This window comes from Bacillus sp. ATD (assembly GCF_050585765.1).
Taxonomy (GTDB): Bacteria; Bacillota; Bacilli; order Bacillales; family Bacillaceae; genus Bacillus; species Bacillus stercoris.
Genome location: NZ_JBOBQH010000004.1, coordinates 200,845 through 225,275 on the forward strand (window position 1 = coordinate 200,845; position 24,431 = coordinate 225,275).

A 24,431-nucleotide genomic window follows, 5' to 3' on the forward strand; every position below is an offset into this window, starting at 1 on the left:
TAAGACCAATTAACAAAAAGATTCCCGCCGCGGCGAGCAGTACTTTTGCAAGCTTTTCCATCTATTCTCCGTCCCCTTATATTCCGGCTGCCACCACAAATGAAAGCCCGACAGAAATGACAAATGAAATAAAGCCGACAGCCCGGTTATCATTTTCGATTTCCTTATCAATTTTAAACCGCGGAGTCAAAAACTCAAAAATAAAATAGCTTAAAAGAAGCATAACAAATCCGTAAACGCCCCAGCCGATCATTTGCAGCAGCGAATTGTGCTGGGAGATGGAATGCTGAAACACGTTTGCGATTCCTAAAATTTTTCCGCCGGTCGCCATTGCCACCGCAAGATTTCCTTTTTGAATCTCTTCCCAGTTTTTATAAGCCGTCACCAGCTCAAACACAGTCAAAAAGAGGACGAGGCAGAGAACCGCGACACTGTAATACGCCGCGATTTCCACAAGCTCGTTTTCCCAAAAATCACTCATGGCCATACTCCCTTTTATTTTAGTTCAACAACCGTAACGCCTGATCCTCCCTCACCTGCTTCACCGAAACGGGAGCTTTTGACGCTGCGGTGGTTCTTCAGAAGATCCTGCACGCCTTTTCTTAAAGCGCCGGTTCCTTTTCCGTGAATGATTGACACTCTAGGATATCCGGCTAACACTGCATCGTCCAAATATTTTTCAACACGGCTGAGGGCATTTTCATAGCGTTCGCCGCGAAGATCAAGCTCAAGCGATACATGATAATCCTTTCCCTTGACCGCCGTAATGATTTTTTCTTTTTTTGGCTCCGGAGCTGATTTGATAAACTCCAGATCTTTTTCCTTTACTTTCATTTTTAATATGCCGATTTGTACATTCCATTCATTGCCGCCGGTTTTTTCAAGCAATGTTCCTTTTTGCCCGAAGGTGAGGACTTTCACCTCATCACCTGGCTTGAAGTCACGTTTTTGCGTTTTCATTTTTTCCGGTTTTTTGGACTTTTCAAAGGTAGGAACTGCGCCTTCTAACCGTTTCTTCGCGTTGATCAGCTCGTGATCCTTGAAGGATTTGTGTTCTTCTTTTATGGAGCGCAATTCATGAATAATATCTTCGGCTTCTTTCATTGCCGCTTTTACTTTATCAGCCGCTTGCTGTTCAGCCTCCTCGAGCATTTTGTCTTTTTTGCTGTTAAGCTCGATGATTTGCTGCTGCAGCTCTTTGTGCAGCTTTTCCGCTTCTTTTCTGATTGACTCTGTCTCAGAAAGCTCTTCTTCCGCACGTTTTTTGCTTTGTTCCAGCGACGCAATCATTGTATCAACTTCGTTATGCTCAGCCGTCATTTCTGACTTCGCCTGCCCGATAATATGGTCTGGAAGTCCAAGGCGTTTTGAAATTTCGAAAGCGTTGCTTCGTCCCGGCACACCAATTAAAAGTTTATAGGTCGGTGACAGCGTTTCGATGTCAAATTCAACGCTCGCATTCATGACGCCTTCTCTGTTATAGCCGTACGCCTTCAATTCCGGATAATGCGTCGTAGCTAACACTCGTGCATTGGTGCGATGCACGTCATCCAGGATGCTCATGGCGAGGGCCGCCCCCTCCTGCGGATCTGTCCCTGCACCAAGTTCATCGAAAAGCACAAGGCTGTTTTCATTGACCTGTTCTAAAATGCCGACAATGTTCACCATATGGGATGAGAACGTACTTAAGCTTTGCTCAATCGACTGTTCATCACCGATATCAGCGAATACGTGCTCAAATACCGCCGCTTCTGACCCTTCATCTGCCGGGATATGAAGACCTGATTGTGCCATTAAGGTTAACAGGCCTAACGTTTTAAGGGTGACTGTTTTCCCCCCGGTGTTTGGCCCTGTAATGACAATGGTTGAAAAATCGCCGCCAAGCTCAATGTCATTGGCAACAACCTGATCAGGCGGAAGCAATGGATGGCGGGCTTTTTTTAAGCGGATAAAGCCAGTGTCGTTCATCATCGGTTTTGTCGCTTTGACCGCTTTTGCATATCTTGCTTTTGCAAAAATAAAGTCAAGCGTCTGCAACACTTGCAAATCTAGAAATAGCTCTTCTGTATGCTCTGCCGTTTTCTCTGTCAGCACACGCAAAATCCGTTCGATTTCTTGCTTTTCTTTCACTTTCGCCTGCTGAAGGGAATTGTTCATATCTACAATTGCCTGCGGTTCAATGAATAGTGTTGCGCCGGAGGACGAAGTATCATGCACAATTCCGCCGTAGCTTGATCTGTACTCCTGTTTGACCGGGATTACAAAGCGGTCATTCCGAATCGTAACAATCGTATCAGACAGCATTTTTGAAGCGGAAGAGGAACGCAGCATTGACTCTAACCGGTCTCTGATTCTCGATTCGAGGGTTCTGAGCTGCGTGCGGATTCCTCTCAATTTTTCCGATGCATGATCAAGCACTTCTCCGTGATCATCGATGCAGGAATTAATGTCCCGTTCTAAATCGGACAGCGTGATAAGCTGTTCAGCGTGCTGATGGATCAGCGGAATGTCAACACCGTCTTCAGCCATTTGGGTGATAAAATGTTTCATCTGTTTAACTGCATAAAGCAGGCCTGAGATTTCAGTGAATTCTGAAGGACTGAGAACGCTGCCGATTTCCGCTCGTCTTAATGCTCCTCTGATATCAACAAGACCGCCAAACGGCGCTCGGCCTCTCAGCCGGATAATGGCAGAAGCTTCGTCTACTTCATCCAGCTGTTTTTTGATTTCGTCTATAGAAGCAGAAGGCTTAAGCTGGAGAAGCATTTCTTTTCCGAGCGATGAAGCGGCATGCTCAATAACCTGTTCTTTCACTTTATGAAATTCAAGAGCTGATAATACTTTTTGCTGCACGATTGTGTGAGCCTCCTTACTTAATCGTTGCGCTTCAGGAATGCCTCTACGTCTTCAAGCGACCGGGCATTCAGAACGTTTTTCGTTTCCGTCCATCCTTTGCGCGCGGCAGTAACGCCAGTTTTCATATCGTCTAACATCTCAATGTTATGGGCATCAGTATTAATCACCAATGTAACCCCTTGTTCGTTTGCTTTCAGTAAATGCTCTGTGCGCAGATCGAGGCGCGCAGGGTTAGCGTTGAGTTCAAGCGCCGTATTTGTTTTTTTCGCAAGATCAATCAGCTTATCAATATCGATTTCATAACCGGCCCGTCTGCCGATCAGGCGTCCGGTCGGGTGTGCGATAATGTCAACATGTTTGTTTGTCAGTGCCGTCTCAAGCCGCTTCATAATCACGTGTTCCGGCTGATTAAAACTGGAATGAATCGATGCAATAACGATATCCATTTCCGCCAGCACATCGTCATCATAATCGAGCGTACCGTCAGGCAGGATATCCATCTCGACGCCTTTCAAGATACGGAAGTTTTCGAACTCAGCATTCAGCGCGTCAATTTCTTTTGCCTGCTGTTTAAGTCTTTCTGCAGTAAGCCCGTTGGCGACCTTTAAATATTGTGAGTGATCGGTGATCGCCATGTATTGATAGCCTTTTTTGATGCATGCTTCAGCCATCTCTCTGATCGAAAACGCACCATCGCTCCACGTTGAGTGCATGTGGAGATCTCCCTTGATTTGCCCTGGCTCTATCAGTTCAATGCTATCGCTGTAGGTTTCCACTTCCTGTCCGCTTTCACGAATTTCCGGCGGAATCAGCGGCAGGCCGAAGTGCGCATAAAATTCACGTTCGCTCGGAAATGTTTTGATCTCACCGGTTTCAACTGTCTCAACGCCGTATTCACTGATCCGCTCGCCGCGTTCTTTTGCGATTTGGCGCATCTTAATGTTGTGATCCTTTGATCCCGTAAAATGATGGAGTGTTGTCGGAAACTGCTCTTCCGTCACAAGACGGAAATCGACGCTCGTTTCATATTCAAAGGAAAGGATGACGGACACCTTCGTATCTCCACTCGCGATCACGCTGTTGATGTTTGGCAGTGCAAGAAGCTGTTCCCTTACTTCAGCCGGCTGATCTGTAGCAATGATATAGTCCAAATCCTTCACCGTTTCCCGCGCTCTGCGAAGACTTCCGGCACGAGAAAATTTGATGATATGCGTAAATTGAGAAAGATGCTCCTCAATATCCCGCGCGATCCGGAGGGCATATCCGATCGGGAACCGCTCAGGCTGCTTTCCGGCTTCTCCGAGCGCCTGTAATATTTTTTCTTCTGATTTTTTGCCAAAACCCGCAAGGCCTTGCACTTTTTGCTGTTCACAGGCTTCCTTCAGAGATTCTGCATCATGTACGCCGAGCTCTTTATACAGCTTTGCGATTTTTTTGCCGCCGAGCCCCGGCAGCTTCAATAAAGGCACGAGTCCTTCCGGCACTTCTTTCTGCAACGATTCGAGCGTGCTTGACTTTCCTTCATCTATATACTCCTTAATGACGCTGTACGTTCCTTTTCCAATGCCGGACAGCGACATCATATCGTCCATTTCTGATAAGCTTCGGTCGTCCTGTTCCAGGGCTGCCGCTGCTTTTCGGAATGCGGACACTTTAAACGGGTTGTCCCCCTTTAGTTCCATATAGACTGCAATGGTTTCAAGCAGCCGGATAATATCTTTTTTATGCATACAATAACCCCCAGACGTTCACATATGTTTCCATCATACTCGAAAAAAACTTCTCCGGACAAGAGAAGTTTTTTATGCCCCGTACTGTGTCCACAGCTCTTCTAAAAGCCCTGACAAGTACGGTGTATGGTTAATGATCACATTTGCGAGAGACGATTGCCCCATCATTTGCTGCAACGCATCTACCGGCAGAACGGATGCGACATACAACAGCACAAATGTAAATAAATAGACTTCTAGAAAACCGAGAACGGCGCCCAGCAACTGGTTGATTTGTTTGATCACCGGAATGCCGGCGACAATACTCAAGAACGAGCCGATGATTCTCAGTAAGATTTTAGCGATGATAAATAAAACGATAAACGCAATCGCATTATAATAGGCCGCTTCTAAATTTCCCGTAAAAAAAGAAAGAGCCGGCTGTCCCGCTGAAAAGTCGGGTGCGGGAATCCACTTTAAATGCGGCGCCACATTTTTATAGAATAAAGCCGCAAAGGCGATCGATAAAATAAAGCTCGTCAAGCGGATAAACTGCAGGATAAAACCGCGTTTTAACCCCAGTAAAGTCCCCATCAGGAGCAAGATTAAGATGATGATATCCAGCATAGTTGTTCAATCCTTTTCTTTAAGCTGACGCTCCAGTTTTTCACATTTCTCTTGTAACTTAACATAATCGTGCACCACATTTACCGCTGTCAGCACTGCAAGTTTATTTATATCAAGGTATGGATTTTTTTCATTGATTTCTCTCATTTTATCATCAACAATTCCGGCGACATACCTCATATGGGCTCTGCTTTCTTCACCGACTATCGTGAAGTGCTGGCCGTAAATGTCAACGGTTGTTTTGGTTTTTTTGCCGTCAGACAACGTTTCTCCTCCATTCCGCGAGAATCCTAGTTCTTATCATAACACGTTTATTAAATGAATGGAAAGACGAGCCTCCCGCTGTTATGATACACTGGTATATACAGTGAAAAGTGTAAAAAAAGGAGATTATTACGTGTCCCATTCAGTGATAAAAGTATCGTTGTCTGCTATTGACCAAATGAAAATGACGTACAGCGGTTCGCTTACCGCCTCTGTTCCACAGGGAGCCGTTTTTCAGGCGAAACCGCCCGGCTGTACCATTACAGCATATCAATCAGGCAAGGTCTTGTTTCAAGGTAAAAACGCAGCGGCAGAATCCGCGCGCTGGGGAACAGCTGAGCCTCAGGAAAAGAAGAAACCGGCCAAAAAGCCCGCTGATCCCCGCTATGCCCCTCCGGCGGATATCGCCGGCATGTCTGTTATCGGCTCTGACGAAGTCGGAACAGGAGATTACTTCGGTCCAATGACGGTTGTATGCGCGTACGTCGACAAAACCATGCTTCCTTTAATGAAGGAACTCGGTGTGAAGGATTCTAAGGATTTAAAGGATCCGCAAATCATTGAGATTGCCCGAAACCTGATTAAAACCATTCCGTACAGCCTGCTGGTGTTAAAGAATGAAAAGTATAACAGCATGCAGGAAAAAGGCATGAGCCAAGGGAAAATGAAAGCATTGCTGCACAATCAGGCGATCACCCATTTATTAAGGAAAATGGATGGAATAAAGCCTGAGGCCATTTTGATTGACCAATTCGCTGAGCCAGGCGTCTACTTCAATCATTTAAAGGGCAGAGACATTGTGAAGGAGCGGACCTATTTTAGCACAAAAGCTGAAGGTATTCACCTGGCTGTCGCCGCTGCTTCAATCATTGCAAGATTTTCATTTTTAATGGAAATGGATAAACTATCACGCGAGGCAGGAATGACGCTGCCGAAAGGAGCCGGTCCGCACGTCGATGAAGCGGCAGCCAAGCTGATCCTCAAAAAAGGGGCATCCGCACTCAGAGCCTTTACAAAACTCCATTTCGCCAATACGCAAAAAGCGCAGCGCCTTGCTGATAAAAAACGTTCATAGAAAAAAGCTTGCAGATTTCTCTGCAAGCTTTTTTTATCAGCCTCTTAAAACAGCTTGATATGTGTCTTCTAACGCCTTCAGCACTTTACTGTGCGCTTTTGTCACTTCTTCTTCAGTCAGTGTTTGTTCAGGGTTAACATACTGGAGTGAGAAAGCGACTGACTTCTTGCCTTCCTCCATATGCTCTCCTTCGTATACGTCAAATACGGTTACCTCTTTCAGAAGCTTGCCGCCAGCCTCTTTAATGATGCTCTCGAGCTGGCCGCTTGTGACGGTTTTATCTGTTACAAGAGCGATATCACGTGTAACAGACGGATATTTCGGAATCGCCGTGTAAACAAGCGGTGCTGTTTCTGCTGCAAGTAACGCATGAAGATCAATCTCAAATACGTATGTTTCCTTTATATCCAGTTCTTTTTCCAATGAAGGATGGACTTGGCCGATGAAGCCGATCAGAGAGCCATTCAGTAAAATGTTCGCTGTTCTGCCCGGGTGCAGCTGTTTGCGTTCAGACTGTACAAATTCAATGCTGTCTAGGACGTTGAGTTTGTCTAACAGCCCTTCGACAATACCTTTGACAACAAAGAAATCAACTGGTTTCTTCTCACCCTGCCATAGCTGCTTGCGCCATAATCCGGTAACAGCTCCTGCCACGCGTTCTGTTTCAACAGGTTTTGTGTCCTCTTCCTTCGTCAGGAAAACGGAACCGACTTCGTACAGTGCAACTGAGTCAGTCTGTCTCGCGAGGTTGTAAGAAACAGAATCAAGCAGATTCGGAACAAGACTGTGTCTGAGAATGCTTCTTTCTTCACTCATAGGAAGCGCAAGCACAGTGTTCAGTGATTTTTCAATCGCAAACGCTGCCGCTTTCTTCTCATTTGTCAATGAGTAAGTGATGGCTTGGGATAAGCCTGCGCCTTCAAGGAAACGTCTGACTTTACGGCGTTTTGCCTGATATGGCGTTAATCCGCCTGTTGTTCCCGCTGTCTCAGGAAGCGTAGACGGAATGTTATCGTAGCCGTACAGTCTTGCCGCTTCTTCGATTAAATCCTCTTCTATTGTAATGTCGCCGCGGCGTGATGGGACGGTCACAACGAGAAGATCATCCGCTTCACCAACCGTAAAACCAAGACGTTTATAAATGCTGATCAGTTCTTCCTTGCTGATCGTCATGCCTAGAACGCTGCTCACTCTGTCAGCAGACACGTGAATGTTATTTGCTTCGATTGTCAGGTGATCTTCCTCAACCGTTCCAGCAAGCACCTCACCGCCGGCATACAGATGGATCAGCTGTGCAGCCCGTTCTGCTGCAAGACGCACGCGCGCAGGATCAATTCCTTTTTCAAACCTTACGCTTGATTCACTTCTCAAACCAAGGTCCTTGGAAGCCTTGCGAACCGTCTGCCCGTTGAAATAAGCAGCCTCAAGCAAAATCGTTTTCGTATCTTCCTGAACCTCTGACTCTGCTCCTCCCATGACACCGGCAACGGCCTGCGCTTTCGTTCCGTTTGTAATGACAAGGTGATCGGCAGACAGCTTACGTTCTTGATCATCAAGAGTGACGATCATTTCATTCTCAGCTGCTTTTCTTACTACGACTTCCTTAGAGCCAAATCTGTCATAATCAAACGCGTGAAGCGGCTGTCCGTATTCCAACAGGACAAAGTTTGTGATGTCAACAACGTTGTTGTGCGGACGAATGCCTGCATTCATCAGCTTTGTTTGCATCCAAAGCGGTGACGGAGCAATCGTGACATTTTTTATGATTTTTGCAGCATACAGCGGGTTTGCTTCCTGATCTTCGATTTTGACAGCAATGTAATCAGACGCTTGTTCTGAAGCAGCCGGGTAATCCGTTTGCGGAAGCTTTACCTCAGTGTCTAAAATCGCCGCAACCTCGTAAGCAACACCAAGCATGTTCATGGCATCCGCGCGGTTTGGTGTTAAGCCAAGCTCAAGAATCGCATCGTCAAGCTGTAAAGCCGCTAAAGCATCGCTTCCTGTTTCAGCGTCGTTCGGGAATACGAAAATGCCTTCCGCATACTCCTTTGCCACAAGTTTGCTTTCAATCCCAAGCTCCTGTAAAGAACAGATCATGCCGTTTGATTCTTCACCGCGAAGCTTGGCTTTTTTGATTTTGAAATTGCCCGGCAGCACCGCTCCGACTGTTGCAACTGCGACTTTTTGTCCCTTATCCACATTCGGCGCGCCGCAAATGATTTGCACAGGGGCTTCCGCTCCGATATCCACAAGGCACTTATTCAGCTTATCAGCATTCGGGTGCTGCTCGCGCTCCAGCACATGGCCGATGACAACGCCTTTGATGCCTTCTCCTTTGTATTCAATTCCTTCAACCTCAATACCGGCTCTTGTAATTTTTTCAGCAAGAACAGCCGGGTCCATGCCTTTTAAATCAACATAATCCTCTAACCATTTATAAGAAACAAACATCCTTGCATCCTCCTCTTACGCCTGTTTAAACTGCGAAATAAATCTGACATCGTTTGTATAGAAGTGGCGGATATCATCAATGCCGTATTTCAGCATCGCGATGCGCTCAACACCCATTCCGAATGCGAAGCCCTGATATTTCTTCGGGTCAAAGCCAGCCATTTTAAGCACATTCGGGTGAACCATGCCGGCGCCGAGGATTTCGATCCAGCCTGTTCCTTTACATACTGAGCAGCCGTTCCCACCGCATTTAAAGCATGTCACATCCACTTCTACTGAAGGCTCAGTAAACGGGAAGAAGCTTGGGCGGAGTCTGATTTCGCGGTCTTGCCCGAACATTTTTTTCGCAACGAGTTCAAGCGTTCCTTTTAAATCACTCATGCTGATGTTTTTGTCAACGACAAGCCCTTCAATTTGCATAAATTGATGAGAGTGCGTCGCGTCATCGTTATCACGGCGATAAACTTTACCCGGGCAAATGATTTTAACAGGCCCTTTGCCTTCATGCTTTTCCATCGTCCGTGTTTGGACAGGAGAAGTTTGCGTTCTCATCAAAGTTTCCTCTGTGATGTAAAAGCTGTCCTGCATATCGCGCGCAGGGTGTTCTTTTGGCAGGTTGAGCGATTCGAAATTGTAGTAATCCGTTTCAACCTCTGGCCCTTCCTCGACTGTGTAGCCCATCCCGATAAATAAATCTTCAATTTCTTCAATGACAACAGTGAGCGGATGGCGGCCGCCGACTGCAACAGGATTCCCAGGCAGCGTGACGTCAATTGTCTGTCCCGCAAGCTTCTGCTTCATTTCCTCTTCTTCAAGCTTCTCGTTTTTGTCAGCAATCGCATTAGCGATACGCTCTCTTACTTCGTTCGCGAGCGCCCCCATTTTTGGACGTTCCTCAGCAGAAAGCTTGCCCATTCCGCGCAGCACTTCTGTAATCGGCCCTTTTTTTCCGAGATATTGCACCCGAATATCATTGACAACCTTTAATGAGCTTGCTGCTTCTACTTGTTCTATGGCTTCTTGTTCCAGCTGTTTTAGCTTTTCTTCCATTTTGCATCCTCCTTTTATGTAAACAAACCGTCATATGTCTTTGGAAAATAAAAAAAACCCGTCCCTTATACAAGGGACGAGTTGTGGCCGCGGTACCACCCTTATTTCAGACAGACTGATGCTGTCGTCAGCTTCATTGACATAACGGAATCAGATTCCGGTTCACCTTTACGCGCAGTGTGGCGCGGTCCCGGCGACAACTCAAGAGGTGAAGCCAATTTCCGGCTGCGTTAAAAATGCTCTCAGTCAGCGGCATTTTCTCCCTGGAAAGCAGTTGATCAGAAATTGAGGTCCTCTGTCACGGTTTTTAAAATATTATGTTCTATTATAGAGAAATCCACCGCTTGGCGCAATACTATCCTCGCAAGTGATACACGAGGATGGCAGCCGCAACTGCGACGTTTAGTGATTCAGCCTGTCCGTAAAGCGGCACGTACAGGTTCAAATCCGTTTTTTCCAGCAATGCAGCATCCACCCCTGCGCCTTCATTTCCTACAATGAGCGCAAAGGATTCAGACTGAGGGATTTCCCGGTAAGGCGCTCCGTTTTGCAGCGCCGTGCCGTACACTTTTACGCCCTCTGCCTTCAATTCGTCCACATATGACTGCAGGTTTTTTCTCACAACAGGAATATGAAAGTGAGATCCTTGCGCAGATCGCAGTGTTTTTCCGTTAAAGGCGTCGGCCGTGCCGTCACCGAGTACAACTGCATCCAAACCGGCCGCATCAGCCGTTCGAATCATTGTGCCTAGGTTTCCCGGATCTTGAACGGCATCAATCAGCAGCATCTTACGTGCCGTTGCCAGCTGTTCTTCAGGCATATGGCATACGGCGGCAATCTGCTGCGGCGTTTCGGTTTCAGTCACAGCTGAAAACGCATCTTCGCTCAGCACATAGCACTGGATACCCGCCTCAAGATCTGAAGGAATCTTTGTTTCATCCTTTACAAGAATTTCTTTCACCGTACCCGGGCTTTTCAGCGCCTCTTCAACGAGGTGTTCTCCCTCTATCAGAAATGTATTTGTTTTTGTTCGTTCTTTTTTTGTGTGAAGCTTTTTCCAATCCTTCACTTTTTGGTTTTTTGCTGATTCTATATGTTTCACTGTCTGTGTGGCGCTCCTTTTTTTAACATGATGTTATTATATCGCAAGAACAGCACATAATAAACCAGGTGCAGGGTTAGAATATACGTATTACATTTTAGGAAAAGGAGCGTTTTACATGGATCTTAATTTACGTCATGCCGTCATTGCCAACGTAACCGGCAATAATCAGGAACAGCTTGAGCATACAATTGTAGATGCGATTCAAAGCGGTGAAGAAAAAATGCTTCCAGGGCTCGGCGTTTTATTTGAAGTCATTTGGCAGCACGCATCCGAAAGTGAGAAAAACGAAATGCTGAAAACGCTTGAAGGCGGATTAAAACCCGCCCAATAAGACATGAAACCGGGTGACTGCGCCCGGTTTTTTTCTTATATAATAAAAACATGATGAGGGGGAACGCCATGTTTTTACAGCCATTATTAGCGAAAAAAATTATTGCTGAAGTCAAAAAAATGTACGAACGTGGGGTCATTATCGTAAACACGGATGGCCTTATTATGGCGAGCACAAACGATGAGCGAGTCGGACAATTTCATGAGGGAGCGCTTCTCTGCGCAAAAGAAAAACGCAGCGTCATTATTACAAAGGAAGATGAAAAAAGGTTAAAAGGAGTAAAGGCGGGCATTAACCTCCCTGTATTTTCTGATCATGATGTGATTGCTGTCTTCGGGCTGACAGGTGAGCCCGCTGAGATTCAGCCTTACGGGGAGCTGCTTCGAAAAATGACAGAGCTGTTCATTAAGGAATCATGGCATTTAGAGCAGTCCCAGTGGCGTGAAAGAATGCTGGAATCTTTTATGATCGATTGGCTGCAATTAAAAGAGTGGTCTTCGGGTTTTCTTGAGAAAGCTCAGCTTCTTGGTGTTGACCTTGCCTCCCGGCGTCAAATGATTCTGATTCAGGGGTATGAGTGGTCACCTCATGATATTGAGCAAATGGCACGTAGCTGGAAATCCTCGTACCCTGCGGATTTGTTCATCAGGTGGGGAAATGAACGGATTTTGATTAATCACGAAGTGCCACAGCATGAACAAAGAGATCGGCTTTTACGGCAGATCCTTCACATTTGTTCGTTTGCCAATACCGCAAACAGCCAATTGACAGCAGCTGGCGCTGGAAGGACTGTCGCAAGCTCCAGCCTGACAGATTCATACGAGCAAGCGGAAAAAGCGCTGGCTGTCAGCCTTAAGCGAAAAACGCCCATATTCGAAGAGGATCTGAAGCTTGATATGTGTCTGACGGAAATCAGCCCAGGGACCAGAAACGAATTTCCGCAAAGAGTATTCAGAGAGACGCTTCGGCATCAGGAACTAATGAGAACGATACGGACCTTCTTTCTACATGATTTGTCTTTGAAACAAACCGCAGAAGATATGCATATTCATATCAATACATTGCGTTATCGTCTGGCTAAGGCTGAACAGCTGACCGGTTTGCACTTTGACCGCACCGAGGATATCGTCACGATGTACGTCGCACTCTATTTTTTAGATCAAGATACAAAATAGAAAGAGTTTTAGATTCTTTTTTTGTATGTTTCTCCATGGAAAGCTTTTCTTTTTTTCTTTTACAATAGATTGAAAGCGTTTTTCAACAGGGGGATTGGTGAAAATGCTCACAAAGGATGTAAAAGGACAGCTGATTCAAATCGTCGGACCCGAAAACTTTGATGACTCAAAAGCCGGCCGGCTCGTTTATTCTTATGATGCGACGCCGCAGTTTCAATCTATGCCTGATGCCGTGATTGCGCCCAGGAATACAGATGAAATTTCACAAATTTTAACGATTTGCAGAGAACATCGCGTGCCGATCGTTCCGAGAGGATCAGGGACAAACCTATGCGGCGGCACGTGCCCGACTGAAGGCGGCCTTGTGCTTCTCTTTAAGCACATGAACAAAATTCTTGAGATTGATGAAGAAAATTTAACTGCCACAGTTCAGCCGGGCGTCATTACGTTGGATATGATCCGCGCGGTTGAAAGCAAAGGTTTGTTTTATCCGCCCGATCCGAGTTCTATGAAAATATCAACCATCGGCGGAAACATCAATGAAAATTCCGGCGGGCTCCGCGGATTAAAATACGGCGTCACCCGCGACTATGTGATTGGTCTGGAGGTTGTGCTCGCAAATGGAGACATCATCCGCACCGGAGGAAAACTCGCGAAGGATGTGGCCGGATACGATCTGACGCGTCTTTTTGTCGGCTCAGAAGGAACACTCGGTATTGTGACAGAAGCCATCGTCAAACTTGTTCCAAAACCGGAAACCAAGAAGACGCTGCTTGCCCTTTATGAAAGCATCGATGCCGCTGCTCAAACGGTATCGGACATTATTGCCGCGAAAATGATACCCGCAACGCTTGAATTTCTCGACCAGCCTACACTATTGGTAATTGAGGATTATGCCAAAATCGGACTTCCGACAAGCGCAAAAGCAGTTCTGTTAATTGAACAAGACGGGCCGCTTGAAACCGTTGAACGGGATATGGAAAAGATTGAGGCGATCTGCAAAAAAGGCGACGCCGTTTCCGTTCAGACCGCACAAACGGAGGAGGAGGCATTCGCCCTGACTGAAGCTCGGCGCTCCGCCCTTTCTGCCCTTGCACGCCTCAAGCCGACGACGATTTTAGAGGATGCGACTGTACCTCGCTCAGAAATCGCCAATATGGTCAAAGCGATTAATCATATTGCTGCTAAATACGATATTTCCATTTGCACCTTCGGCCACGCAGGAGACGGGAACCTCCATCCGACATGCACGACAGATATACGCAATGAAGATGAGATGGAGCGTGTTGAACAGGCTTTTGCCGAGATTTTTGAGAAAGCGATTGAACTTGGCGGCACGATAACCGGAGAGCACGGAGTCGGGGCCATGAAAGCGCCTTACTTGGAGATGAAGCTAAAAAAAGAAGGCATTGATGCGATGAAAGCGTTGAAAGCGGCATTTGATCCCCAGAACATATTAAATCCGGGCAAGGTGTTTGCAAAAGATGCCAGAAAACGTGTGGTGGCACAAAGATGACAACAGAAAAAGAAATGAAACAGATCCAAAATGAATTTAAAGAGCGTATGGATGAAGGTGAGTTATTAAATTGTATGCGCTGCGGATTTTGTCTTCCTTCCTGTCCGACCTATATCGAATCAGGGTTTCAGGAAACATACTCTCCGCGCGGGCGTATCGCCTTAATGAAAGCCGTGGCGGACGGTATGATTGAACCGGATGATGATGTCGAACGTTCGCTGTCACTTTGCCTCGGCTGCCGAGCCTGTGAACCCGTATGCCCATCCGGCGTGAAATACGGTCAGCTGCTGGAGGAAGCCAGAGATATTATCCACCAAAATAAAAAACACTCGCTTGGCGCACGTGTCATGCGAAAGACGGCTTTTCACGAGCTGTTTCCGCACCAAAGCCGCATGCGCTCAGCTGTAAGCCTTATCGGTTTGTATCAGCGTTCAGGACTGCAAACCGCTGTGCGAAAAACCGGTATGCTTCGCGTCCTGCCTGAGCATTTGCGGACGATGGAAGCTGTTCTTCCTGATGTTCCAAAAAGCAAAGAAATGAACAATCGGCCGCGTTTCCTGCCGTCCATTGGCCCCATGAAAAAACGGGTCGCCTTTTTTTCGGGCTGCTTAATGGATACGATGTTTTTACCGACTAACAATGCCACATTGAAGCTGCTGCAGCTGGCAGGCTGCGATATTGTCATCCCGCCTGAACAGGCTTGCTGCGGGGCACTGCATGGGCATAGCGGTGAAAAAAACGCAGGGAAAGAGCTCGCGAAACAAAATATCGCTGCTTTCGAAGCGTTAGACGTGGAGGCTGTCATCACAAACGCCGGAGGATGCGGAGCCTTTCTTACTGAATATGATCATTTGCTGAAGGATGAGCCGGAGTGGTCGGAGCGCGCCGCCGCTTTTGTTCAAAAGCTGAAGGATTTTTCTTCCGTTTTGGTTGAACTGGATTTCCATCAAATGGACTTAGCGCTCAGGACGCCTCAGGTCGTTACCTATCAAGATTCATGCCACCTAAGAAATGTAATGCATACGTCGCTTGAGCCCCGCCAGCTGCTCCAGAGCATCAAAGGGGCTGAATTCAGAGAAATGGAGAAAGCAGACAGCTGCTGCGGATCAGCGGGAATTTACAACATCGTCGAAGCTGAAATGTCTATGAAAATACTGGACAGTAAAATGGCTGCCGTCAAAGCAACCGACGCGATCCTCATTGTAACAGCAAACCCGGGCTGCCTGCTGCAGATGAAGCTCGGGATTGAACGCGAAGGACTAAGCGGTAAAGTCAGAGCCGTTCACCTGGCTGATTTGCTATTAGAAGCAACCGGGCAGAAAACAACATGAGAAAGCCCAAAACAGAAATTGTTTTGGGCTTTTGTTCGTTATTCCATCGGACTGCAAATTTCGATATAATGTCCATCCGGATCTGCGATATAGGCGACCGTCTGCCCCCATGGTTTCACTTTCGGCTCCCCGATAATCGAGACGCCTTGTTCTCTCATCCTTTTGATGACAGTTTCTACATTTTCAGTAACAAACCCGATTTCAAATGTGTTTGAAGCAGATGTTTCCGGAATATCCAGCGCTGTGATATCTCTGGCACTTTCCCGTGTATTAAGCGCCAATATCGTCGATCCTGTTTCAAATTCGACATACGTGCCGTGTTCAGCACGAATCGGCAGTCCTAAAATATCCCGATAAAAATGAATAGCCCGCTTGCTGTCCGATACGTATAGAATAAGATATTTCATTGATAGATTCATCGCCAACCCCCTCAGCATTTTCAATAGTCCTTCTAGCCCGGTATAGATGCTTCCATCCTTAAACTCGGATCTTTCCACATCTGCGCCCACTTTTTCACGGCCGCTACGATAATGATGAAGCCTAACACCAGCATGATGATAGATAATACGCCATTCAATACACTATATCCTGCTGCTTCAGGATTAAGATACACATGGCGCACCATCCAATAGCCCGCATAGTTGACAGTGACATATAAATAGGCAAGCGGGATAAGGCAGGTCAAAATGTATCGGCGTTTATCGGCGATTTTCAACACGATGGTCGCTCCGATAATCAGCCCTACTGACGCCATCAGCTGATTGGAAACGCCGAACAGCGCCCAAATGGAACCGATATCTCCTGAATACAGCAAGTACCCCCACATCAAACAGGCAAGCGCGCTGGCAAATACAGAGCCCGGAATCCAGTCTGTTTTCTTCAGCGGTTTATACACCTCTCCGAAGAAATCCTGGATCAAATAACGGGCAACACGTGTGCCGGCGTCAATCGCTGTTAAAATAAATACCGCTTCAAACATAATGACAAATTGGAAAAAGTATGAGGCCAAATGGCTGAAAAACGGCATTCCGGTAAAAATATAAGTCATACCCACCGCAAGCGTGACGGCTCCCCCAGTTCTCCCTTCTAAGTCCAAGCCGATTTCCCTGCTCAATTCAGGCAGATGGACGACATTCATGCCAAGCGTACGGAAAACCTCCGGCGTGCTGTTAATCGCAAAGTAATCAGCAGGCTGTAAGGCGGTTGCCGCAATCAGCGCCATGATGCCGACAAGACACTCAACAAGCATTGCGCCAAACGCCACCGGCTTCATATCACTCCATTTATTCAGCATTTTCGGTGTTGTTCCTGAGCCGACAAAGGCATGGAACCCAGAGATCGCCCCGCAGGCGATGGTTATTGAGATGAACGGCCAGACAGGTCCTGCCAGCACAGGCCCGCCGCCTTTTACGAATTCTGTAAACGCAGGAAACGGAATGGACGGATTGACGACAAACACACCAACAATCAAAGCGATAAAAACACCGATTTTCATAAAGCTGCTTAAATAATCACGCGGTGCGAGAAGCAGCCAAACAGGAAGCGCAGCGGCAAAAAACGCATAAACAGGAAGCGCGATTGCAAGCGTTTTCGTATCTAGTGTTAAAAAGTCACCGAGCGCGGTAGTCTGTACCCATGGGCCGATAAAGACTCCTGTCATTAAAAAGAGAAAACCGACCGTTGACGCGAGCTTTAAATTTCCCGTTTTCTTATAAAATAAGCCCACGCCCATCGCAATCGGAATCGTAATCCCTACTGCAAATGTTCCCCATGGATTGCGTTCAAGCGCGTGCAGCACGACCATCGAGAGACCCGCCATCGTAATCGTGATAATAAACAGCATGGAAAGTCCCGTACAAAAGCCTGCAACAGGGCCAAGCTCATCCTTCGCCACTTCCGACAGCGATTTTCCGTTTTTGCGCATTGATGCAAACAGCACAACAATATCATGGACGGCTCCCCCTATTACCGCCCCGATTAACAGCCACAATAGCCCCGGCAAATAGCCAAACTGCGCCGCCAGAATGGGTCCGACCAGCGGCCCGGCCGCTGCGATCGCGGCAAAATGGTGGCCGAACGAAACCCATTTATTTGTAGGCACATAGTCTTTCCCATCCTCAAGCGTGTGAGCGGGTGTCGGCTTGTCATCATTCACTTTGAGAACCTTCACCATCATAAATGTTCCGTATAAACGATAGGCAATAGCCAAAATACACATTGACGCTATCACAATTGTAACCGCATTCATTTTCTCCCATCCCCTTTGCTGTTTTTCATAAATATATCATAATTTCATGGGGAAAAGCGGTCATTTTTTCCTATACAAAAAAGCCGGCTGGGATGGGCCGGCTTGAGGCAGTTAGTTTAGTTCAATGTCTCCAGATGTTGTACGAACTTTTAAACGGTTAGAGGTTCCGCTATCACCTACATAACCTACAATACGGTGCTCTGATTTTTCTTTATACAAGATGTGATCGAGATTGGCCGCGGCATCACCTGAGTCAGCCTGAAAATCCACTGCCAAAGATGCAGGTTCTTTCTGATACTCTACTGACACACTTCCGCTCGTAGTGACGATGTCGACCTCTTCGTTCTGATGATCCTGAAAAAGATCAATATCCCCGGAAGTTGTCTTATAGTTCACCTTTTCAGCTGTTGTGCGGTTGCTTTTTATTGATCCGCTTGTTGTCTTTACCTCACCTTGGCCGAATGAATTTTGGTCAGTTTGAATTTCTCCACTCGTTGTTTTTAGCGTCAGCTCGTTTTCGATGCGTGTATGCTTCAGCTCAATATTTCCTGATGTAGAGTCAGCAGCTGATTGATCCGCTTGCGTATTTTCTATCAAAATATCGCCAGAGGTTGTCGTTACGGTTATCTCATCATACTTCTTTTCCGGAATCGTGATTGTGATTTTCATATCCTTTTCGCTGCCCCACGGTATAAAAGAGATGATATTCTCGCGTGCTATTTGATTGATTGTTAATGAATTTCCATCTTGGCTCACATCGAACAGCTTTTTGCTTTTATCACTGACCTGCCCTTCAGCAGCTACCTGAATATCATCCGTTTGCCCGCTTTTGACCTCTGCATGCATCGAGCTCGTTGTTACCTCAATTTTTTTAATATCTGCAGGATCATATGTTTCGGCAGCTTTCACCTCTTCTTTTGTAAAATCCGAGGCAGCTGCAGAGATAACAGCCCCGATTACCCCGACTGCAAATACTGCGATCAATCCTATTATGATTTTTTTCATGTCTGCGCCCCCGTCACCAGCTTTAAATTATATCTGATATATCGCAAACTCATGCCATACAGCAGCTTGCCTAAATGCCACAGCCCTATACACAAGAGCAGCCCCAGACTGCCAAACACGAGTGATAAAAAGAACTCCAGCATCATGTGCGTATTCATTTGAAACATTACCATGCCGACAAACATTATTGGTGATACAGAAAGTGCAAGCGCCGCCCCCCATAAACCCACGTACACTCCAAAAATGCCAATAGCTGGTCCCAGCACAAAAATCAAATTTAAGATGCTTATCGCTGCTGCTGAACATGCCATCTGAAAGAGGTTCTTCTTAGGGCGCTGCACTGCTGAAGCAGTTTCCGTGACATCTGGCACCAATTCCTTTGCTATTTGTTTTGGTGAGCCGAGTTCCCTGATGATGTCCGCTTCCGGCCTGCCTTCTTTCATCCCTTCTGTAATATGTTCTTCAAAATCAAATAAGACCTCATTCCGCTCTTCTTTAGAAAGCGGCTGTAACGCTTTACTTAACTCCTGTAAAAACTGTTCTTGATTCATCGTTCTCCTCCCCTTGCCGCATCAATGATTTGATTGACAGATGCTGTGAACTGATCCCATTCTCCCAGCAGCAGTTTCATTCGCATGAAACCAAGCTTTGACATCGTGTAATATTTTCTGGCAGGCCCTTCGGAAGACGGCGCCATATATGTTTCTAAATATTCTTCTTTCGTCAGTCTCCTGAGAAGAGGATATAAGGTGCCTTCAGCTATCGCCATGTGTCTGGAAATGTTTTGAGAAAGCTCATATCCGTATTGGTCTTTTTCGGATATTAATACAAGCACACATAGCTCTAATGCTCCCTTTTTGAATTGAGCATTCATCATAAGATCCTCCCTGCGGCTGGTCAATTTTGTTTATTTTTCCCATCACTTATCCATATGGTAACATCCACTACTGAACATTACAAGGTACTGAATGATATCTACTGAGAAAAAAGAAAAACCGGAGAGAAATCTCCGGCTTTGCTTCTCTTATGATTGTTTTTTCAGGCGGATTACATTCCAGGAAAGCGGCGTGAAATGAGCAGTTAAGCCGTTTTCGCTAACAGACGATGTTCCGTTGGAATGCGGGACGACATTCTTTCTGTTATGCTGGTTTGTCGCTTTGATATCCTGATGCTCAAGTACGATGTGCTCTGCGATTTGGTAGGATTCAAAGCCTCTGAGCGAAATCTCCGTCTCCATCTGATCCTCAGCCTTGTTTACCGCAAAAATAGTGAGGGTTTCTTCCTCTTCAGAGTACACAACAGCAGCATCAACATATGGCACATCAGTAAAATCAGAACAGTCGTACTTCGGAGAAGAAATAAGCGGTTTCAGTGACTCGCCCCTTCCGTAAACAGAAGCATGCATGTATGGATAGAAAATCGGCTGTCTCCATGCTTCTCCGCCTTTTTCCGTCATGATCGGCGCAATGACATTGACAAGCTGCGCAAGACACGCGATTTTCACACGATCTGCGTGCTGCAGCATCGTAATGAGGAGCGAGCCGACTAATAAAGCATCTTCAAAATTGTAAATATCCTCTAAAATCGGACGCGCAGTGATCCACGGCTCGACTTTTTTATCAGCCTCATTTGAGTGATACCATACGTTCCATTCATCCAGAGAGAGATTGATTGTTTTCTTGCTGCGTGTTTTTGCTTTTACATAGTCACAGGTTGCGGCGACAGATTTAATGAAATGATCCAGATCCATGGAACGGGCCAAGTAGTTTGGCAGATTGTTATCCCGGTTTCCGTAGTAGGTGTGAAGGGAGATATAATCGACATGCTCGTACGTATGCTCAAGTACCTTCGCTTCCCAATCGATAAAGGTCGGCATGCCGCTGTTTGAGCTGCCGCAGGCAACAAGTTCAATTGATGGGTCAACCCATTTCATGACCTTTGCCGTCTCTGCGGCTAGCCGTCCGTATTCATCAGCTGTTTTGTGGCCGATCTGCCACGGTCCATCCATTTCGTTTCCTAAACACCATGTTTTGATGCCGTACGGCTGTTCATAGCCATGTGATCTTCTTAAATCACTCCAGTAAGAGCCTTTCGGATGGTTGCAATATTCAACAAGATTACGGGCGGCATCTATGCCTCTTGTGCCAAGGTTGACGGCCATATTGACCTCGGTGTTCACCTTTTTTGCCCAAGTTAAAAATTCATTTGTTCCCACTTCATTGGTTTCTGTCGTTTGCCATGCCAAGTCAAGCCGTCTCGGGCGATTTTCAACTGGTCCGACACCGTCCTCCCAGTTGTATCCGGATAAAAAGTTTCCGCCCGGATAACGGATGATCGGAACCTGTAATTCTTTGATCAGCGACTGGACATCTTTTCTAAACCCATTTTCATCCGCTTCAGGGTGATCAGGCTCATATATGCCTTCGTATACCGCACGCCCCATATGTTCGATAAACGATCCGTAAATCCGTTTGTCTACTTCACCAATTTTATATTCTTTGTCTACAATCATTCGTGCTTTTTTCATCACACGTTTCCTCCTTCATTAACCTTTGACTCCCCCTACCGTCAGGCCGGAGATAAAGTATTTTTGGAAAAACAAGAAAATGATAATTACCGGCAAAATCGCAAATACCGAGCCGGAGATAAGCATGTCGTAATTATTTCCATAAGGGCTCAGCAAGCTGGACAGCCCAATTGGAAGCGTAAACATGTCTTTCGACCGAAGCACAATCAGCGGCCACAAGAAATTGTTCCAGCTGTTTAAGGACTGAAGGATGATCATCGCGCCGAAAGCCGGTTTCATCAGCGGTGCCATAATCCTGAAAAAGATGCCAAATTCCGTACAGCCGTCCATTCTTGCAGAATCCAACAGATCCCTTGGAAGACCAAGCGCATATTGCCTAAAAAAGAATACGGCAACAGGTGAAACGATAAACGGCAATATGACACCCGTATATGAATCGATCAAGTGCAGTCCGACGGTTAGCTTAAACAGAGGAAGCATCATAACCTCCAGCGGAACCATCATGATAATCAGCACAAGAACAAAGATGATACTTCTGCCCTTAAAATCATAAACCGCAAGCCCGTACCCGATCATTGAAGAAAAAAACAGGGTGAGCACGGTTGTGAAAAGCCCAAGTACAAGACTGTTAAAAAACCATTTGAAATAAATGCTGCCGCCGTTAAACAGAAATGTATAATTATCAAGACTCATTACTTTAGGATCAATGTCAAGATTCAGCCCCACACGCAAAAGCTCAGATGACGGCTTTAAGGATCCTAAAAGCAAACAGAAAATTGGAAAAATATACAATAGGCTCAGCATCATAAAAAATAAGGTCAGCGCAATTCTGTAAACGCTAAACTGAGGACTGTGCCGCAACATTTATCCCTCCCCCTTAAACGAGCCTGAAAGCTTTAATGAAATCAGGCTGACAACAAGTATCACAATCAAAAGCACAATGCCGATGGCCGCTCCGTACCCCATTTCGTTGTAGGCAAGCCCCTGCTGATACAAATATCCGACAAGAGTCAGACCAATATTACCCGGGGAATTATTCTGCCAAAGCACGTAGCTTTCCTCAAACATTCTGAAGCCGCCGATAATGCTGATGGTCAGCACATATACGGTAACAGGCTTGAGAAACGGCAGCGTGATGTGTCGGAATTTTTTCATCGTATTCGCCCCGTCTATATCAGCGGCTTCGTACAGCTCTTTCGGCACATTTTGCAGGCCTGCTAAAAAGTAAAGGATGTTGATTCCCATCCATCTCCACGAAGCAAGCAGCACCATCAAAAACATGCCGGTATGTTCATTGTTCATCCAGTTCTGAGGTGATAAGCCGAGTTTGAGTAGGATGGAGTTAGCCAGAGACGTTTCCATTTCTCCGAAGATCAGCCGAAAAATGATCCCCGCGACAATGGTGGAGGTCAATGCCGGTATGAATAGCGCTGATTTAAATATATTTCGAAATTTGACCAGCTTTGAATTCAGGAATATGGCTAGAAGCAATGGGACAGGAATCAGCACGATCAGCGTCCAAAAGGTGTATTCCAGCGTATTCCAAAGGGCGGTATAGAACGTCGGGTTGTTTAGCGCTGTATAATTAGACAATCCGACAAACGACACCTCTCCCGGCAAAATTCTTTGAAAGCTCATGATGAAGACACTAATGATGGGGTATAGAAAAAATACGAGAAAGGATAAAACGAATGGCGCTGTAAACAGATAGGGCGCCGCTTTTTTCGAATAAAATAGATCTCGCCAGCCTGATTGTTTCGCAGCTGAAGGAACGGGATGAACCGTTCCCGTTTTCACAGGTTTCATGAGAACCTCCCCGCTTTCACTTTTTGAATGGGATTCTAATTCTGTTTCAGTTCACCTGCCGCTCTGTCCAAGGCTTGTTTAGGCGTTTTTTGCTGGGATTTAAGCGCGTCGAACAATACGCTTCTGTTGACAAGGTCTGAAGCCTTAGCAAAATCCTCATGTAAATAAATTGGATTGATTTCATCCTTGATATCGAGCAGCACGGAAAAAATGCCTGTTCCGTTTTGGAAGTAATCCGTGTATTTGTTTTTCTCTTTCAATTCCTTGGAGCTCCAAACATCCCAGCGAAGCGGGTCAAACCCGAGTACGCTCCAGAGTTTTTTATTTCCTTCTTTAGAGCCCTTCGCAAAGTCCAAAAACTCTTTTGCTAACTCAACATGCTTGGATTGCTTCGGTACAACGGTTGCCGTACCGCCCAAGCCTGCCGAGCGGTCGCCCCCTTCTTTCCATGCCGGGAGCGGTCTGATGGCAATCTTCCCTTTCAGATCAGGCATATAATCGATAAATCTTCCCATATACCAAATCGGCATGAGGACTGAAGCAGCTCCTCCTTGGTTCATAAAACCGTAGTATTCTTCACTGTGATGCCCGCCGCCTGGAGCAGGAATCATCGTTTTATCATTGATCATGTCTTTTAAATATTGAAGTGTTTTTACGTTGGTGTCATTATTGAGGATCAGCTTGCCGTTTTTATCAAAATAGCCTGAGTTTTGCTGTGAAATCATAGATAAGAAGGTTCCGGAATCATTTGTTTCCACCGTTCCCATCGGCTTCCCGGTCACTTTGCGTACTTTCTGTCCGGCTTTATGGTAATCATCCCATGTTTTAATATCGTCAGGATTGACGCCGGCTTTTTTCATCACATCCATGTTATAAAACATGACTGTTGTCCCTACATGCGTATCGAGTCCGTAAAGCTTTCCGTTTTTGCTGTACAGGGTCAGCCGCGCCTCTACGAATTTATCGCGGTCCTTTTCAATCAGCGGAGTCAAGTCGGCAAGCGGTATGTCAGAGCCCTTCAAAAAGTTTGAAAAACGGGCCAATTCCACATCGGCAATATCAGGGACGCCTTCTCCAGCTATTAAGGAGATAGATAAGTTATCATGCATTTGTCCATACGGATAAACGACCGTATTCAGCTTAATTTTGCGGTCAGGATATTTTTTGTTCCATTCCTTCACCATTTCCACATAGAACTGCTCATGAAGCCCGTTAAATGTCCAAAAGGTCAGCTCAGTTTCACCCGATTTGCCGGATGATTTTTCTGCTGAACACCCGGCAATGAGTAATGTCAGCAGCATCATGAGCACAAGAAAACAGACAGTCATTTTTTTCATCTGCGTTACCCCTTCCAT

The 24,431-nt window shown here is 46.2% G+C and carries 22 protein-coding genes and 2 pseudogenes; 6 read left to right on the forward strand and 18 right to left on the reverse strand.

Annotated elements, in window-relative coordinates:
• Positions 1-76 precede the first annotated feature (76 nt).
• From ACQXR1_RS11730 to zapA, 5 genes are all read right to left on the reverse strand, one after another.
• On the reverse strand, positions 77-481 hold the full coding sequence (locus ACQXR1_RS11730; protein ID WP_003222485.1) for a DUF350 domain-containing protein: 405 nt from the start codon (positions 479-481) through the stop codon (positions 77-79).
• 14 nt (positions 482-495) lie between these two features.
• A complete protein-coding gene (locus tag ACQXR1_RS11735) occupies positions 496-2,853 on the reverse strand; it encodes an endonuclease MutS2 (RefSeq protein WP_430772225.1) in 2,358 nt (785 codons plus the stop codon).
• Positions 2,854-2,873: 20 nt separating this feature from the next.
• Positions 2,874-4,586: a DNA polymerase/3'-5' exonuclease PolX gene (gene polX, locus ACQXR1_RS11740; RefSeq protein ID WP_227098900.1), complete on the reverse strand. Its 1,713-nt coding sequence runs from the start codon at positions 4,584-4,586 to the stop codon at positions 2,874-2,876.
• Between the two features lie 72 nt (positions 4,587-4,658).
• Complete coding sequence (locus ACQXR1_RS11745; protein WP_014664899.1) at positions 4,659-5,192, reverse strand: CvpA family protein; 534 nt, start codon at positions 5,190-5,192, stop codon at positions 4,659-4,661.
• Positions 5,193-5,198: 6 nt separating this feature from the next.
• The gene (gene zapA / locus ACQXR1_RS11750) at positions 5,199-5,456 is read right to left on the reverse strand and encodes a cell division protein ZapA (RefSeq protein WP_003229534.1); all 258 of its coding nucleotides are present in this window, start codon (positions 5,454-5,456) and stop codon (positions 5,199-5,201) included.
• A gap of 133 nt (positions 5,457-5,589) precedes the next feature.
• Between zapA and rnhC the strand changes: the two genes are divergently transcribed.
• Positions 5,590-6,531 (forward strand): ribonuclease HIII, encoded by a 942-nt coding sequence (rnhC, locus tag ACQXR1_RS11755; protein ID WP_430772226.1) that lies wholly within the window; start codon positions 5,590-5,592, stop codon positions 6,529-6,531.
• A 36-nt stretch (positions 6,532-6,567) separates the two neighbouring features.
• On the opposite strand, the gene pheT is transcribed toward rnhC, so the two are convergent.
• Both pheT and pheS read right to left on the reverse strand, forming a co-directional pair.
• Positions 6,568-8,982, reverse strand: coding sequence for a phenylalanine--tRNA ligase subunit beta (pheT, locus tag ACQXR1_RS11760; protein ID WP_227098902.1), 2,415 nt, complete (start codon positions 8,980-8,982; stop codon positions 6,568-6,570).
• 15 nt (positions 8,983-8,997) lie between these two features.
• On the reverse strand, positions 8,998-10,032 hold the full coding sequence (gene pheS, locus ACQXR1_RS11765; protein WP_227098903.1) for a phenylalanine--tRNA ligase subunit alpha: 1,035 nt from the start codon (positions 10,030-10,032) through the stop codon (positions 8,998-9,000).
• A gap of 81 nt (positions 10,033-10,113) precedes the next feature.
• On the opposite strand from pheS, the pseudogene ACQXR1_RS11770 reads away from it, so the two are divergent.
• Positions 10,114-10,321, forward strand: a pseudogene (locus ACQXR1_RS11770) (hypothetical protein).
• 66 nt (positions 10,322-10,387) lie between these two features.
• Here ACQXR1_RS11770 and ACQXR1_RS11775 read toward each other — a convergent pair.
• Positions 10,388-11,134, reverse strand: a complete 747-nt coding sequence (locus tag ACQXR1_RS11775) for a TrmH family RNA methyltransferase (protein ID WP_014664902.1) — start codon at positions 11,132-11,134, stop codon at positions 10,388-10,390.
• Positions 11,135-11,252: 118 nt separating this feature from the next.
• On the opposite strand from ACQXR1_RS11775, the gene sspI reads away from it, so the two are divergent.
• From sspI to ACQXR1_RS11795, 4 genes are all read left to right on the forward strand, one after another.
• The gene (gene sspI, locus ACQXR1_RS11780; protein ID WP_003222464.1) at positions 11,253-11,468 is read left to right on the forward strand and encodes a small acid-soluble spore protein SspI; all 216 of its coding nucleotides are present in this window, start codon (positions 11,253-11,255) and stop codon (positions 11,466-11,468) included.
• A gap of 68 nt (positions 11,469-11,536) precedes the next feature.
• Positions 11,537-12,643 (forward strand): CdaR family transcriptional regulator, encoded by a 1,107-nt coding sequence (locus ACQXR1_RS11785; RefSeq protein WP_134975964.1) that lies wholly within the window; start codon positions 11,537-11,539, stop codon positions 12,641-12,643.
• Positions 12,644-12,746: 103 nt separating this feature from the next.
• On the forward strand, positions 12,747-14,159 hold the full coding sequence (gene glcD / locus ACQXR1_RS11790; RefSeq protein WP_430772227.1) for a glycolate oxidase subunit GlcD: 1,413 nt from the start codon (positions 12,747-12,749) through the stop codon (positions 14,157-14,159).
• Positions 14,156-15,490, forward strand: coding sequence for a (Fe-S)-binding protein (locus ACQXR1_RS11795; protein WP_430772228.1), 1,335 nt, complete (start codon positions 14,156-14,158; stop codon positions 15,488-15,490). The genes glcD and ACQXR1_RS11795 overlap by 4 nt, the downstream gene beginning before the upstream one ends.
• A 38-nt stretch (positions 15,491-15,528) precedes the next feature.
• Here ACQXR1_RS11795 and ACQXR1_RS11800 read toward each other — a convergent pair whose 3' ends face one another.
• The 10 genes and pseudogenes from ACQXR1_RS11800 to ACQXR1_RS11845 form a co-directional block, all read right to left on the reverse strand.
• Positions 15,529-15,897, reverse strand: coding sequence for a VOC family protein (locus ACQXR1_RS11800; RefSeq protein WP_227099012.1), 369 nt, complete (start codon positions 15,895-15,897; stop codon positions 15,529-15,531).
• Positions 15,812-15,999, reverse strand: a pseudogene (locus tag ACQXR1_RS11805) (hypothetical protein). The gene ACQXR1_RS11800 and the pseudogene ACQXR1_RS11805 overlap by 86 nt, the downstream one beginning before the upstream one ends.
• Positions 15,942-17,738 carry a carbon starvation protein CstA gene (gene cstA, locus ACQXR1_RS11810; RefSeq protein WP_172640516.1) on the reverse strand — a complete coding sequence of 599 codons (1,797 nt, stop codon included), beginning with the start codon at positions 17,736-17,738 and terminating at the stop codon, positions 15,942-15,944. The pseudogene ACQXR1_RS11805 and the gene cstA overlap by 58 nt, the downstream one beginning before the upstream one ends.
• A gap of 111 nt (positions 17,739-17,849) precedes the next feature.
• Positions 17,850-18,743, reverse strand: coding sequence for a DUF4097 family beta strand repeat-containing protein (locus ACQXR1_RS11815; protein WP_243572147.1), 894 nt, complete (start codon positions 18,741-18,743; stop codon positions 17,850-17,852).
• Positions 18,740-19,294, reverse strand: a complete 555-nt coding sequence (locus ACQXR1_RS11820; protein ID WP_134975960.1) for an HAAS signaling domain-containing protein — start codon at positions 19,292-19,294, stop codon at positions 18,740-18,742. The genes ACQXR1_RS11815 and ACQXR1_RS11820 overlap by 4 nt, the downstream gene beginning before the upstream one ends.
• Entirely contained in the window at positions 19,291-19,617 is a 327-nt protein-coding gene (locus ACQXR1_RS11825; RefSeq protein WP_134975959.1) for a PadR family transcriptional regulator, read from the reverse strand. Before ACQXR1_RS11825 ends, ACQXR1_RS11820 begins: the two co-directional genes overlap by 4 nt.
• Positions 19,618-19,767: 150 nt before the next feature.
• Positions 19,768-21,270 carry an alpha-L-arabinofuranosidase AbfA gene (gene abfA / locus ACQXR1_RS11830; protein ID WP_014664911.1) on the reverse strand — a complete coding sequence of 501 codons (1,503 nt, stop codon included), beginning with the start codon at positions 21,268-21,270 and terminating at the stop codon, positions 19,768-19,770.
• 18 nt (positions 21,271-21,288) lie between these two features.
• Positions 21,289-22,134 (reverse strand): arabinose ABC transporter permease AraQ, encoded by an 846-nt coding sequence (gene araQ / locus ACQXR1_RS11835; RefSeq protein WP_071581566.1) that lies wholly within the window; start codon positions 22,132-22,134, stop codon positions 21,289-21,291.
• On the reverse strand, positions 22,135-23,076 hold the full coding sequence (locus ACQXR1_RS11840) for a carbohydrate ABC transporter permease (protein WP_014664913.1): 942 nt from the start codon (positions 23,074-23,076) through the stop codon (positions 22,135-22,137).
• Between the two features lie 35 nt (positions 23,077-23,111).
• A complete protein-coding gene (locus ACQXR1_RS11845) occupies positions 23,112-24,413 on the reverse strand; it encodes an ABC transporter substrate-binding protein (RefSeq protein WP_306645229.1) in 1,302 nt (433 codons plus the stop codon).
• Positions 24,414-24,431 lie beyond the last annotated feature (18 nt).

Excerpts from the sequence above, each read along its gene's own strand:
- pheT (WP_227098902.1), bottom strand. The coding sequence starts at position 8,982 with ATGTTTGTTTCTTATAAATGGTTAGAGGATTATGTTGATTTAAAAGGC.
- ACQXR1_RS11800 (WP_227099012.1), bottom strand. The coding sequence starts at position 15,897 with ATGAAATATCTTATTCTATACGTATCGGACAGCAAGCGGGCTATTCAT.
- ACQXR1_RS11815 (WP_243572147.1), bottom strand. The coding sequence starts at position 18,743 with ATGAAAAAAATCATAATAGGATTGATCGCAGTATTTGCAGTCGGGGTA.
- ACQXR1_RS11795 (WP_430772228.1), top strand. The coding sequence starts at position 14,156 with ATGACAACAGAAAAAGAAATGAAACAGATCCAAAATGAATTTAAAGAG.
- abfA (WP_014664911.1), bottom strand. The coding sequence starts at position 21,270 with ATGAAAAAAGCACGAATGATTGTAGACAAAGAATATAAAATTGGTGAA.
- ACQXR1_RS11825 (WP_134975959.1), bottom strand. The coding sequence starts at position 19,617 with ATGAATGCTCAATTCAAAAAGGGAGCATTAGAGCTATGTGTGCTTGTA.
- ACQXR1_RS11820 (WP_134975960.1), bottom strand. The coding sequence starts at position 19,294 with ATGAATCAAGAACAGTTTTTACAGGAGTTAAGTAAAGCGTTACAGCCG.
- araQ (WP_071581566.1), bottom strand. The coding sequence starts at position 22,134 with ATGTTGCGGCACAGTCCTCAGTTTAGCGTTTACAGAATTGCGCTGACC.
- polX (WP_227098900.1), bottom strand. The coding sequence starts at position 4,586 with ATGCATAAAAAAGATATTATCCGGCTGCTTGAAACCATTGCAGTCTAT.
- sspI (WP_003222464.1), top strand. The coding sequence starts at position 11,253 with ATGGATCTTAATTTACGTCATGCCGTCATTGCCAACGTAACCGGCAAT.
- pheS (WP_227098903.1), bottom strand. The coding sequence starts at position 10,032 with ATGGAAGAAAAGCTAAAACAGCTGGAACAAGAAGCCATAGAACAAGTA.
- cstA (WP_172640516.1), bottom strand. The coding sequence starts at position 17,738 with ATGAATGCGGTTACAATTGTGATAGCGTCAATGTGTATTTTGGCTATT.
- glcD (WP_430772227.1), top strand. The coding sequence starts at position 12,747 with ATGCTCACAAAGGATGTAAAAGGACAGCTGATTCAAATCGTCGGACCC.
- ACQXR1_RS11745 (WP_014664899.1), bottom strand. The coding sequence starts at position 5,192 with ATGCTGGATATCATCATCTTAATCTTGCTCCTGATGGGGACTTTACTG.
- ACQXR1_RS11785 (WP_134975964.1), top strand. The coding sequence starts at position 11,537 with ATGTTTTTACAGCCATTATTAGCGAAAAAAATTATTGCTGAAGTCAAA.
- ACQXR1_RS11845 (WP_306645229.1), bottom strand. The coding sequence starts at position 24,413 with ATGAAAAAAATGACTGTCTGTTTTCTTGTGCTCATGATGCTGCTGACA.
- ACQXR1_RS11730 (WP_003222485.1), bottom strand. The coding sequence starts at position 481 with ATGAGTGATTTTTGGGAAAACGAGCTTGTGGAAATCGCGGCGTATTAC.
- ACQXR1_RS11840 (WP_014664913.1), bottom strand. The coding sequence starts at position 23,076 with ATGAAACCTGTGAAAACGGGAACGGTTCATCCCGTTCCTTCAGCTGCG.